General features: G+C 75.8%; 9 protein-coding genes and 1 pseudogene. 5 read left to right on the top strand and 5 right to left on the bottom strand.

The window, feature by feature from the left end:
* The first annotated feature begins 66 nt into the window (after positions 1 to 66).
* Positions 67 to 951 (top strand): virginiamycin B lyase, encoded by an 885-nt coding sequence (locus M8C17_RS18415; protein ID WP_252417738.1) that lies wholly within the window; start codon positions 67 to 69, stop codon positions 949 to 951.
* A gap of 42 nt (positions 952 to 993) precedes the next feature.
* Here the strand turns inward: M8C17_RS18415 and M8C17_RS18410 are convergent, their stop codons facing one another.
* A complete protein-coding gene (locus M8C17_RS18410; protein ID WP_252417737.1) occupies positions 994 to 1,929 on the bottom strand; it encodes an LD-carboxypeptidase in 936 nt (311 codons plus the stop codon).
* A gap of 124 nt (positions 1,930 to 2,053) precedes the next feature.
* On the opposite strand from M8C17_RS18410, the gene M8C17_RS18405 reads away from it, so the two are divergent.
* Both M8C17_RS18405 and M8C17_RS18400 read left to right on the top strand, forming a co-directional pair.
* Complete coding sequence (locus M8C17_RS18405) at positions 2,054 to 2,821, top strand: type 1 glutamine amidotransferase (RefSeq protein WP_252417736.1); 768 nt, start codon at positions 2,054 to 2,056, stop codon at positions 2,819 to 2,821.
* Positions 2,821 to 5,859 carry a bifunctional [glutamine synthetase] adenylyltransferase/[glutamine synthetase]-adenylyl-L-tyrosine phosphorylase gene (locus M8C17_RS18400; protein ID WP_252417735.1) on the top strand — a complete coding sequence of 1,013 codons (3,039 nt, stop codon included), beginning with the start codon at positions 2,821 to 2,823 and terminating at the stop codon, positions 5,857 to 5,859. Before M8C17_RS18405 ends, M8C17_RS18400 begins: the two co-directional genes overlap by 1 nt.
* A gap of 7 nt (positions 5,860 to 5,866) precedes the next feature.
* Here the strand turns inward: M8C17_RS18400 and M8C17_RS18395 are convergent, their stop codons facing one another.
* Entirely contained in the window at positions 5,867 to 7,486 is a 1,620-nt protein-coding gene (locus M8C17_RS18395; RefSeq protein WP_252417734.1) for a hypothetical protein, read from the bottom strand.
* A gap of 44 nt (positions 7,487 to 7,530) precedes the next feature.
* Here M8C17_RS18395 and mptB (M8C17_RS18390) point away from each other — a divergent pair, with 44 nt between their 5' ends.
* Together mptB (M8C17_RS18390) and mptB (M8C17_RS18385) are read left to right on the top strand one after the other, a co-directional pair.
* On the top strand, positions 7,531 to 8,931 hold the full coding sequence (gene mptB / locus M8C17_RS18390) for a polyprenol phosphomannose-dependent alpha 1,6 mannosyltransferase MptB (RefSeq protein ID WP_252417733.1): 1,401 nt from the start codon (positions 7,531 to 7,533) through the stop codon (positions 8,929 to 8,931).
* Between the two features lie 14 nt (positions 8,932 to 8,945).
* The gene (gene mptB, locus M8C17_RS18385; protein ID WP_308209457.1) at positions 8,946 to 10,445 is read left to right on the top strand and encodes a polyprenol phosphomannose-dependent alpha 1,6 mannosyltransferase MptB; all 1,500 of its coding nucleotides are present in this window, start codon (positions 8,946 to 8,948) and stop codon (positions 10,443 to 10,445) included.
* Positions 10,446 to 10,506: 61 nt separating this feature from the next.
* Here mptB (M8C17_RS18385) and M8C17_RS18380 read toward each other — a convergent pair whose 3' ends face one another.
* The 3 genes and pseudogenes from M8C17_RS18380 to M8C17_RS18370 form a co-directional block, all read right to left on the bottom strand.
* Positions 10,507 to 11,460 carry a hypothetical protein gene (locus M8C17_RS18380; protein WP_252417732.1) on the bottom strand — a complete coding sequence of 318 codons (954 nt, stop codon included), beginning with the start codon at positions 11,458 to 11,460 and terminating at the stop codon, positions 10,507 to 10,509.
* Positions 11,457 to 11,822 carry a PadR family transcriptional regulator gene (locus tag M8C17_RS18375; RefSeq protein WP_252417731.1) on the bottom strand — a complete coding sequence of 122 codons (366 nt, stop codon included), beginning with the start codon at positions 11,820 to 11,822 and terminating at the stop codon, positions 11,457 to 11,459. The genes M8C17_RS18380 and M8C17_RS18375 overlap by 4 nt, the downstream gene beginning before the upstream one ends.
* A gap of 121 nt (positions 11,823 to 11,943) precedes the next feature.
* Positions 11,944 to 12,292: pseudogene (locus M8C17_RS18370) on the bottom strand (glutamine synthetase); the annotation flags it as partial.

Genomic DNA, 12,292 nt, shown 5'->3' with positions numbered 1-12,292 from the left:
GACTACTCGCCGTGTCTCGCCCGGTGAGCCGGCCGAGCGGGTACCCATCGACGGAAGGCAGGCCTCGTGACGTCCACCCCGATCCGGGAACTCCCGATCACCGACCCGCAGGCCGGGCCGTACGCAATCACCACCGGGCCCGACGCGGCGCTCTGGCTGACCCTGGTCCACGCCGGTGCGATCGCCCGGGTCGACGCGGACGGCTCGGTGCGCCGCTGGCCGGCGGGCGGGCCGGGCAGCCGGCCACTGATCATCACTCCCGGCCCGGACGGCGCCCTCTGGTTCACCCGCTCCGGCGACGACCGGATCGGACGGATCACGGCCTCCGGCGAGCAGACCGAGGTCGTCCTGCCGACCGGCACCGGCCCGTGTGGCATCGCGGCAGGACCGGACGGCGCCCTCTGGTACGCCGGGATGAACTCCGACACCGTCGGCCGGGTGAGCACCGACGGCGCGGTCACCCACGTGCGTCTGCCGGTCTCCGGGGCGTTCGCCTCGATGGTGGCCGCCGGGCCGGACGACGCTGTCTGGTGCACGCTCAACCAGGCGAACGCGATCGCCCGGGTCGGCATGGACGGGGCGGTACGCGTGCACCCGCTGCCCACCGAGGGCGCCGCACCGGTCGGTATCACCGCTGGCGTGGACGGGGCGCTCTGGTTCGTGGAGATCGCCGCCGGGCAGGTCAGCCGGATCAGCCCCGACGGCCGGATCGAGGAGTACCCGTTGCCGGACCGGACGGCCCGGCCGCACGCCATCGTCGCCGACCCGGCCGGTGGCGCCTGGTTCACCGAGTGGGCCGGCAACCGGATCGGCCACGTCGACCCGGCGGGCCGGATCGACACCTACGACCTGCCGACCCCGGGTTCGGAACCACACGGCATCACGATCACCCCCGACGGCACGGTCCACGCCGCCCTGGAAACGGGCCACCTGGCCCACCTGACCCCCTGATCCAGGCATCACCGGGCTGGGGCTTGGGGAGGACCGGCGGGGTCAGGTGACGGCTGGTTGGACGGTGAGGGTTGCGGTTTCGGTGTCGAGGGTGGCTCGGGTGCCGACGGGGACGGTGAGCTGGTTGGGGCCGTGGCCGATCGGCAGCCCGCCGAGCACCGGGACGCCGAGGTCACCGAGCCGTTCGGTCAGCACGTCGGCGATCGTGGTCTCCCAACCGTCGGCGCAGTCGGTGAACTGCCCGACCGCGACCCCGGCCAGCCCGTCCAGCGCGCCGGCGCGGCGCAGCTGGGTGAGCATCCGGTCGACCTTGTACGGGGGTTCCTGCACGTCCTCGATCAACAGCACGGCCCCGGTCAGGTCGGGCAGGTCCGGTGTGCCGATCGACGCGGTGATCATGCACAGGTTGCCGCCGAGCAGGGTGCCCGTGGCGCGGCCCGGGACGCGTACCGGAAAGGTGTCCTCGCCGGGCACGGCGGTGACCGTCACCGGCTCGGTCGTCATCAGCGCGGCGTGCAGCGACTCGGCCGAGCGCAGCGGGGTGCGCTCGTCGCGCCAGGCGGCACCCGGGCCGTGCACCCCGGCCAGCCGGGCGCCGCGCCAGAGCGCGAACTGCAGCGCGGTGATGTCGGAGAAGCCGGCCACCACCTTCGGGTCGCGGCGGACGGCGTCCATGTCGATGGCGTCGACCACCCGCTGGGCGCCGTACCCACCGCGCGTGCAGATCACCCCGCGTACCCGGGGGTCGGCGAAGGCCGCGTTCAGGTCGGCGGCACGCACCTCGTCCCCGCCGGCCAGGTAACCCCGCCGGGCGTACGCGTTCGGCGCGGGCACCGGCCGCAGGCCCCAGCCGGTGAGCAACTCCATGCCGCGGGCCACCCGCTCGGGCGACGTCGGCCCGGACGGCGACACCAACAGCACCGTGTCACCCGGGCGCAGCACGGGCGGGCGAACGGTGGCGCGCTCCTCGCTGATCACCCGCAGAGCCTAACGACCAACGCCGCGCTGCCGGCCCGCGTCCGACGCGGGCGGGATGGGCGACGCGGGCGGGATGGGTGGCGCGGGGCGTGGCGCCGCACGGTGCACCGGCTAGCCTCGACGGGTGGCAACCGCGCTGGTGATCGAGAACGACCCGACGGACGACCTGCGCCGACTGGGTGAGTGGCTGACCGAGGCCGGGCTGGACCTGTGGGTGGTCCGCCCGCACGCCGGCGACGAACTCCCCACCGACCTGGAGGGGTACGCGGCGCTGGTGGTGCTCGGCGGCGAACAGCAGGCGTACCCGCTGCCGGACGGCTCGCCCGGCGCACCCTGGTTCCCGGCGGTGGAAGGGCTGCTGCGCAAGGCCGTGCGGTACCGGGTGCCCACCCTGGCCGTCTGCCTGGGCGCCCAACTGCTCGCCACCGCACACGCCGGGCTGGTCGAGCGGAGCCCGTCCGGGCCGGAGGTCGGCCCCGGCGTGGTCGGCAGGCGGGACGCCGCCGAGGGCGACCCGCTGTTCCGGTACGTGCCGCTGATCCCGGATGTGCTCCAGTGGCACTCCGACGAGATCACCGAGCTGCCCCGGGGCGCCACCCTGCTGGCCGCCTCCACCCGCTACCCGAACCAGGCGTTCCGTCTCGGTGACCGGGCCTGGGGGTTGCAGTTCCACATCGAGTGCGACACGGCCATGATCGCCGACTGGGCCGCCGACTCGACCCTCCTCGCCGAGCTGGGCTACGACCCGGAGCTCGTGGTCGCGGCCTGCGCGTCGGTCATGCCCGACGTCGAGGAGGTCTGGCAACCGTTCGCCGCCCGGTTCGCCGCGCTGGCCCTCGGCGAGCTCGACGACAGCACGACGCGGCGTGGCCTGCCGCTGCTCGGGCACTGATGAGCCGGCCGACCAGGGCGCCGGGCCGGCTCGCCCGGTACGGCTTCGGCACCGCCGAGGGCGACGGCGGTGCGCGTGCCGCCGACCTGCTCGGCCCGGACGGACTGCGGCTGTGGCAGCCGGTCGAGCAGGAGCCGGTCGACGAGCAGGCCGCGGACCTGCTCGCGGCCCTGTCCCGGGCCGCCGACCCCGACCTGGCGCTGCGTCAGCTGCACCGCATCGTGGAGGCCGAACGCCGGGAGAACGGCGGCACAGCAGCGGAGGCGACGGACACGGGGTCACCCCTGCTGGCGGCGCTGCACGCCGACCCCGGGCTGCGGCGGCGGTTGATCGCGGTGCTCGGCGCGTCGTCGGCGCTCGGCGACCACCTGGTGGCCCACCCCGGGCACTACGCCGCGCTGGGCACCGCCTCCGACGGGCTCGCCCCGACCGCCGACGGCCGGCTGGAACCGGTCGGCGACGGTAACCCGGTGGCGGTGCTGCGCAGCGCGTACCGGCTGGCACTGTTGCGCATCGCGGCGGCGGACCTGACCGGCGGGCGTGGCCTGGAGCAGACCATGGCGGCGCTCTCCGCGCTGGCCGACGCGACGCTGGCCGAGGCGTACGAGATCGCGGTCGCGGAGCTGCCGGAGGGCACGGCGCGGCCGCGGCTGGCCGTGGTGGCGATGGGCAAGTGCGGCGGCGGCGAGCTGAACTACGTCTCCGACGTGGACGTGATCTTCGTGGCGGCCGAGGACAGCGATCTGACCGCCGGCACCACCGTGGCGACCCGGCTGATCCACATCTGTGGGCTGGTCGCCTGGCCGGTGGATGCCGCGCTGCGCCCGGAGGGCAGCCGGGGTCCACTGGTGCGGACCCTCGCCAGCCATCTGGCCTACTACCGGCGGTGGGCGCGCACGTGGGAGTTCCAGGCGCTGCTCAAGGCCCGCCCGGCCGCCGGTGACCTGCCGCTGGCGCAGGAGTGGATCGACCAGCTCGCGCCGCTGGTCTGGCGGGCGGCCGAACGGCCCGAGGCGGTCGAGGACGTCCGCGCGATGCGGCGCCGGATCATCGACAACATCCCGCCGAAGGAGTTGGAACGCGAGATCAAGCGCGGCCCCGGCGGTCTGCGCGACATCGAGTTCGCCGTCCAACTGCTGCAACTGGTGCACGGCCGCGGCGACGAGACGCTGCGGGCACCCGGCACCATCCCGGCGCTGCGCGCGCTGGTCGCGGGCGGCTACGTCGGTCGCGCCGACGGCGAGGCGCTGCTGCGCGGCTACCGCTTCCTGCGCAGCGTCGAGCACCGGCTCCAGTTGCAGGGTCTGCGCCGTACGCACACCGTGCCCACCGAGCCGGCTGCATTGCGCTGGCTCGCCGCAGCGCTGGGCTTCACGGCCACGCCGGGGCGCAGCGCCGTGGAGAGCTTCCGGGCCGAGTGGGTCACCCACGCCGCCGAGGTACGCCGGCTGCACGCCAAGCTGCTCTACCGGCCGCTGCTGGAGTCGGTGGCCCGGGTGCCCGCCGACGGGCTGCGGCTCACCCCCGAGGCGGCCCGGCACCGGCTGGAGATCCTCGGCTTCGCCGACCCGGCCGGGGCGCTGCGCCACCTCCAGGCCCTCACCGGCGGGCTGAGCCGCACCGCGGCCATCCAGCGGACCCTGCTGCCGGTGCTGCTCAGCGAGTTCGCCGACGCGCCCGAGCCGGACCGGGGGCTGCTCAACTACCGGAAGGTCTCCGACCAGCTGGGCAGCACCCCCTGGTACCTGCGGCTGCTGCGCGACGGTGGCCCGGTCGCCCGACGGCTGGCCCGGGTCCTCGCCCTCTCCCGGTACGTCGCCGACATGCTCGCCCGCGACCCGGAGGCGCTGCGGCTGCTGGCCGAGGAGAACGAGCTGGTGCCGCGCCCGCGAGAGGTGCTCCGGGAGGGGTTCCTCGCGGCGGCGTCCCGGCACACCGACCCGGTGGAGGCCACCCGGGCGGTGCGCGCGTTGCGCCGCCGGGAGCTGGTCCGAGTGGCCTGCGCCGACCTGCTCTGCCGGGCCGGCGCCCTCGCACCCACACCCACCCGGCCGGAGGGCGGTGCCCGGAAGGCTCCCGGGCTGAGCGACATCACCGGCGTCGGCACCGCGCTCGCCGACGTCACCGACGCCACCCTGGCCGCCGCGCTGCGGGCCGCCCGGGCCAGTCAGCCAGCACCGCCCGGGCTGCGGTTCGCGGTGATCGGCATGGGCCGGCTCGGCGGGTACGAGTCGAACTACCTCTCTGACGCCGACGTCCTCTTCGTCTACGACCCGCCCGCCGGCAGCAGCGAGAGCACCGCCAGCGGCGCCGCGCACGCCATCGCCGAGGAGCTGCGCAGGCTGCTCGGCATGCCCGCGCCCGACCCACCGCTCGGCGTCGACGCCGACCTGCGCCCGGAGGGCCGGCAGGGCCCGCTGGTGCGCAGCCTCGCCGCGTACGCGCAGTACTACGCCCGCTGGTCGCGCGTGTGGGAGGCGCAGGCGCTGCTGCGTGCCCGGTTCGTCTGCGGTGATGCCGACCTGGGTGCCGAGTTCGAGGCGATGGTCGACCCGGTGCGGTACCCGGCCGACGGGCTCTCCCGGGAGCAGACCGTCGAGATCCGCCGCATCAAGGCCCGGGTGGAGACCGAGCGGCTGCCGCGCGGCGCCGACCCGGCCACCCACACCAAGCTGGGCCGCGGCGGGCTGGCCGATGTGGAGTGGGCGGTTCAGCTCGTCCAGCTCCGGCACGCCGGCGCGGTCCCGGCGCTGCGGGGCACGCGTACCCTCGACGCTCTCGCGGCCGCCGCCGAGGCCGGCCTGGTCGACCCGGCGGACGCCGCGGAGATGGCCGCCGGCTGGTCCCTGGCCGCGCAGGTCCGCAACGCGTTGATGCTGGTCCGAGGCCGGGCCGGCGACCAACTGCCCCGGCACGGGGTGGAGTTGGCGGCGGTGGTCCGGCTGCTCGGCCGCGACGACCCGGGGGAGTTCCTCGACGAGTACCTGCGGACCGGCCGGCGCTCCCGCGCCGCCGCCCAGCGCGTGCTGGAGATGTGAGCGGAGGTCAGCTACCGAGGGTGTACTCGCCGGGGCGGGGGACGGTGACGGTGGTCCAGTCCCCGGCGGCGGCGACCGTGGCGCCTCCGGAGGCGGCCAGCCACCGGCTGTGCCGGACCCGGATCGCCACCGGCCCGGCGGTCGGGGCGCGGAAGGTCACCGCCGCGCCGTCGACGCCGACCAGTTCGGCGGGGGCGGCGACCAGGGGCGTCGGGTCGGCCACCGCCCAGACCCGCCAGTGCGGGCCGGCCCAGACGGGCCTCAGGTACGGCAGGCCACCCTCGACCAGCTCCGCCTCGGCCCGCCCCACCCAGGACAGCGGGGCGTCCGGCAGCGCCACGAACTGCACGGCGTTCTCCGACAGCCAGGCCCGGTAGCTGGAGGAGGTCAGCGGTACGCCGGTGCCGGCCGCGCCGGGCACGGTGGTGAAGAACAGTGGGTTCCGCTCGATGTCGGCCTGCCGCAGCCAGCCCCGGGCCAGCGGCACCTCGCCCAGCCGGGCCGCCTCCCAGTAGTTGCGCGTCGGTGGCACCTCGACGCGGCCGGTGAGCTGCTGCCCGGCCAGGAACGCGCGCAGCGGCTCGTGGTAGCCCGGCGCGCTGGTCGGGTCGCCGATGCTGCGCAGGTCGGCGGGGACCACCGGTGGCTGCCAGCCGCAGACCGCCACGAGCAGCGCGGCCAGGCCCACCCCGGCCAACAGCCGCGTCCGCCGCGTACCGCCGGACGGCGTTGCGGGGCCGGCGTGCCGGTGGGCCAGCCGGGCGGTGAGCCAGGCCGGCGGCCGGGCGGCGGCGGCCAGCACCGGCAACGCGAACATCGTCACCAGCCGGGTCGCGTTCAACCCCACCGGCGTGTGCACGAGGGCGGCGGTGAGCACCCCGGCGGCGGAGAGCAGCGCGCCGGCCCGCACCGGCCGGTACGCGACCAGCGCCGCCACCACCAGGCTGGTCAGCACCGCGCGCAGCGCGTCGGTGTGGCTGATGTTCATCCAGCCGCCGTCGGAGAAGAGCAGCGCGGTCGCGCCCAGCGGCGCGGCCGCCGCGACCCCGAGCGCCAGGCCGTCGGCGTACCGGCGGGTCAACAGCAGCGCGACGCCCGCGAGGCCGACGAAGAGGCCGGCCACCGGGCTGGTCGCCGAGGCCAGCAGCGCCCCGGCCGCCGCGAGCCCGAGCCGCCACCCGGGGTGCCGCCGCCCGATTGGTACGCCTCGGGTCAGCGCGAGCAACGCGGCCAGCCCGAACGCGACGCCGAGGGCGTAGGTGACCCGGCCGGACACCAGGTTGCCGGTCAGCGTGACCACCCCGACCAGGCTGCCCAGCAGGGGCCGGGGCACGCCGCTGCGAACCAGCAGCGCGGCCAGCGCGGCGGCCGACCCCAGCAGGGCCAGCGCCCCGGTCACCCGCACGCCGAGCAGCGCCATCACCGGCTGGGACACCAGGCTGTAGCCGAACTGCTGCACCCCGCCGTACCAGCGCAGGTCCACCGGGGTGGGGCCGTGGGCGGCGAAGAAGTCAGCCCGGGCCACCTGCGCGGCGAGGTCCGAGCCCATCAGGGGCAGGGCCAGCCAGATCGCGCCGAGCACGACGGCGGCACCGGTGGCCACCGCCACCACACGACTGCGCCGCATGCCCACCTCCGTACCGCGACCACCGTACTGGCAGCATGTCGGGCGTGCCTCACCACCTCGCGCGTTGGACCGGACTGGCGGGATCGGCGCTGCTCGCCGTCGCCGCCTACCTGGGCGGCGCCCTGCCCGGCTCACCCCTGCGCGCCACCCCGGTCAGCATCTGGCAGGGGCCGGACGGCCCGCTGGTCATCGCCACCTGGCTGGTCGGCACCGCGCTGCTGGCCGGCGCCTGGTGGGCTCTGCGGGACAGGGTGCCGTCGACCCGCTGGGCGCTCGTCACCGTGGGGCTCTGGCTGCTGCCGCTGCTCGTCGCGCCGCCGCTGGCCAGCCGCGACGTCTACGCGTACGCCTGCCAGGGCGCCAGCTACGCCGCCGGGATCAACCCCTACGAGCAGGGCGTATCCGCGCTGCCCTGCCCCTGGCTGGACACCATCTCCTTCATCTGGCGGGACACCCCGGCGCCGTACGGGCCGCTGTTCGTGGTGCTCTCCGGCGCGGTGGTCAAGGCCACCGGGTCGCTCACCGCGGCGATCGTGGCGTTCCGGCTGATCGCGGTGGCCGGTGTGGCGCTCACCGCGGTCAGCCTGCCGGTGCTGGCCCGCCGGGTCGGCGTACCGGCCGGTCGGGCGGTCTGGCTGACGCTGGCGTGCCCGCTGGTCGCCGTGCACCTGGTCTCCGGCGCCCACAACGACGCCCTGATGGTCGGCCTGCTGGTCGCCGGGCTGGCCGTCATCGCCTCCCGGCCGGGCCGCCCCGGCCCGCTGCTCGCCGGCGGAGTCCTGCTCGGCCTCGCCGCCGCGATCAAGGTGACCGCGCTGGTCGTGGTGCCGTTCGCCGCGCTGGCCGCGATCGTCGGCGGGTACTCCATCCGGGCGCTGATCCGGCACGGCGGCTGGGTGGTCGGCGGCGCGGTCGCCGTCGTGGTCGCGGTGACCTTCGCCGCCGGGCTGGACTTCGGCTGGGTCGGCGGGCTGGCCCGCGGCGGCGACGTCATCGCCTGGACCTCGCCGTCCACGGCCGTCGGGCAGACCGTCGGCTACCTGGCGGTGCCGTTCGGTGGGCACATCGACGCCCTGCCGGTCACCCGGGCCATCGGCATGGGGGTGCTGGCGGTGCTGCTGGTCTGGCTCTGGTGGCGGGCCCGCACCCGGGAGCCGCTGTGGCACGCCGGCCTGGCGCTGGCCGCCACGGTCGCGCTGGCGCCGCTGTTCCACCCCTGGTACTGGATCTGGCCGCTGGCCGTGCTCGCGGCGACCGCCCGGCGGACCGGATGGTTCGCCGTGGTCGCCCTGGTGTCGTCGTTCCTGGTGCTGCCGGACGGCACCGGGCTGCCCCGGTTCACCAAGTCCGTCGGGGCTCCGCTGATGACGCTGTTGGTGATCGTGCTGGTCATCCGGTTGGTACGGTCGGCTCGGGCGGCCCGTCAGCCGGTCGCCACCGACTGAGGGAAGGTGCGCCGGTGACCGGACCCGGCGCTGCGCCCGCCCCGCCGCGATCCGCCGCCGCACCCCGTTCGCTCACGCCGCGCGCCGTCCGGTACGCCGGCCTGACCGGCGCGGTCCTGCTCACCGTGGCCGGGTACCTCGGCGGGGCGCGGCCCGACATCCCGCTGGGCGCGACACCGGTGTCGATCTGGCGGTCCCCGGGCGGGCCGGCGACGCTGACCTGCTGGCTGCTCGGCACGGCCCTGCTGGTCGGGGCGTGGTGGTCCCTGCGCGAGAGTGCCCCGTCGAGCCGGTGGGCGTACGTCACCGCCGGACTCTGGTCGTTGCCGCTGCTGGTCGCGCCGCCACTGGGCAGCCGGGACGTCTACTCGTACGCCTGCCAGGGCTGGGCGTACGCGCACGGCGTCGACCCGTACGCCGTGGGGGTGGCCGCGGCGGGTTGCCCGTGGCTGGAGACGGTGGCGCCGATCTGGCGGGACACCCCCGCGCCGTACGGGCCGGTGTTCGTGCTGCTCGCGGCGCTCGCGGTGAAACTCGGCGGCGGCCTCACCGGCACGATCGTCCTGCTGCGGGTGATCGCCGTGGCCGGACTGCTGCTGGCCGCGCTGTGCCTGCCCGCGCTGGCCCGGGCGGCCGAGGTGCCGACCCGGCGGGCCGCCTGGCTGGCACTGGCCGCCCCGCTGATCGGGGTGCACCTGGTGGCCGGGGCGCACAACGACGCGGTGATGCTGGGCCTGCTCCTGTGCGGGCTGCTGGTGGTGATCCGTCGACCGGGCCGGCCCCCGGCGCTGCTGCTTGCCGGCGCGCTGCTCGGGCTGGCCGTGACCGTGAAGGCCAGCGCCGTGGTGGTGGTGCCGTTCGCCGCGCTGGCCGCCGTGCACGGGCGGTACAGCGTACGGGCGTTGCTGCGCGACGGCGGCTGGCTGGCCGGTGGGCTGCTGGCCGCGCTGGTGGTCACCTCGGCGCTGTCCGGCCTGGGGTTCGGCTGGGTGGGTGGGCTGACCCGCAGCGGGGACTCCGAGCAGTGGACCTCGCCACCGACCGCGGTGGGCTTCGTGGTGGACTACGCCGGCGCGCTGGCCGGACGTGACCCGGGGGCGGTGCCGGTGGTCCGGACCGTCGCGCTGGTCCTGCTCGCCGGGGTGCTGGTGCTGCTCTGGTGGCGGGCGCTGCGCACACTGCACGACGCCCCGCTCCGGGCGGCCGGGGTCGAGGCGACACGCCCCCGGGTGGTGCTGCACGGTGCCGCGCTGGCGCTGACCGCCACCGTCGTGCTGTCCCCGGTCTTCCACCCCTGGTACGCGACCTGGCCGCTGGCGCTGCTCGCGCTCACCCCCACCCGCGCGACGTGGTTCGCGCTGCCGGCCGCGACGGCCGCCTTCCTCGCCCTACCCGACGGCACCAACCTGGCCCGCTTCACGAAGGCCCCCGGCGCGGTGGCGATGACCGCCCTGCTCCTGGCGGTGCTCCTGCGCGCCCTACCGCGGCGTCCCTGGCGTCCCCGGCCGCGCTGATCATGAGGTTGGCGGCGCTGTCGATCTTCGACAGGCACGCCAACCTCATGATCACCGGGGGTCAGGCCAGGCGGGTTCGGCGGGTGCGGAGGGCGAGCGTCAGGGGCAGTAGTGCGGGGCCGACCAGTGTGACCAGGGCGGCCGTCGCGGCGAGTGAGGCCCAACTCGGGCTGAAGGCGCTCGGCTGGCCGTCAGTTGCCCCGGCCAGCGGGTACAGGGCGAGCAGCCCCACCGGGGTGAGCAGGATCAGCGCGGCCCAGCCGCCTCGGTGGTCGGCCCGCAGGGCCAGCCCCGCGGCGAGCAGCACCGCCACCGCGAGCACCACCACGGCGGCGGCCGGCAGGACCGGGGTCAGCGTCCAGGTCGTGTAGTAGCTCACGGCGAACAGCTCCCTGGGCAGCAGAATCGGTCCCGCGAGGCCGACGACACCGACGGCGACCAGCGGCGCCGCCCGCAACGGCGCCGGCACCGTGTCGGGTGCGCCGAGCGCGACCAGACCCAGTCCGATCTGCGGCAGCAGCACGAACAGCGGCGGACGCGGCAGGCCGGTGAGTGCGGCGGCGGGGACGAGAGCGACCGTGACGAGCACCGCGAGTGCGACGGCGTACCGGGTCCACCGACCGGGTGTCACGGCCTGCACCAGCGCCGCGAGCAGCCAGGCGATCCACGCCACGATGCCGAGCGACACGAACGGCCCGGCGGCCGGCAGCCCGAAGTCGGGCTGTGCGGGGCGTAACTCCAGTACCGTCCAGAGCCCGGCGAGCGGGGCGGCGGTGAGGAGGGCCAGGACGGCCGCGAGGCGTACGCCCGGCACCAGGTCGGCCGCGCCGGCGGCGCGTACCCGCTGGCGGAGCCCGCCGCGCAGGAGGTCCATGGCGTCCGCGGGGGAGGGCCAGCGGCGATCCGGCGCGGCCAGGTCCAGGTAGGTGCCGACGATCTCGGCGCCACGGGCGCGCCGGTAGTCGGCGGGGTACGCGGACAGCAGCCGCAGGTAACGGCGCTCGAGGTCGGTCATGCCAGCCCTCCGGCCACGCGCGGGGTGATCGGCCGGGCGGCGCGAGTCCGCTCGGCCAGTCGCGTGGTGGCGGCCTCGACGTTGCGACGTAGCCGCTCGGTCTCGGCAGTCAGCGTGGCGTCGCCGGCGGGGGAGAGCCGGTAGTAGCGGCGCAGTCGGCCGTCCACCACCTCCTCCCGGTCGACCTCGACGAGGCCGGCGTCGACCAGCCGGTCGAGCGCCCCGTAGAGCGTCCCGGGGCGGAGGGAGACCCGGTTGTCGGAGAGGGCGGCGACCTCGCCGATCAGCCCGTAGCCGTGCATCGGCTCGACGGCGAGTGCGGTGAGGATCAGGAACGTGGGTTCGCGCAGGGGGGTGTCCACCGCCTCAATATATCGGAGACGAAGGTATATCGGGGGGCGTTATAAAGCGGCTGGGCCGGCTCCGCGATCGCGGAGCCGGCCCAGCCGGTGATCGAGCTACTGCTCAGCAGTCGTGGGCTGCTCAGCAGTCGTAGTACATGGCGAATTCGTGCGGGGTCGGGCGCAGACGCACCGGGTCGACCTCGTTGGCCCGCTTCCACTCCACCCAGGTGGAGATCAGGTCCGGCGTGAAGACGCCGCCGTCGAGCAGGTAGTCGTGGTCGGCCTCCAGGGAGTCCAGCACCGCCGGCAGCGAGCCCGGCACCTGCTTGACGTCGCCCCACTCCTCCGGGGGGAGGTCGTAGAGGTCCTTGTCGATCGGCGTCGGGGGCTCGATCTTGCTCTTGATGCCGTCGAGGCCGGCCATCATCATCGCGGAGAAGGCGAGGTAGACGTTGGCCGAGGGGTCGGGGACCCGGAACTCGACGCGT

Origin of the sequence: Micromonospora sp. RHAY321 (assembly GCF_023896955.1) — a bacterium.
Taxonomy (GTDB): domain Bacteria; phylum Actinomycetota; class Actinomycetes; order Mycobacteriales; family Micromonosporaceae; genus Micromonospora.
The sequence above is the reverse complement of the archived record's forward strand: the minus strand, read 5'-3'. Positions and strand labels throughout refer to the sequence as shown.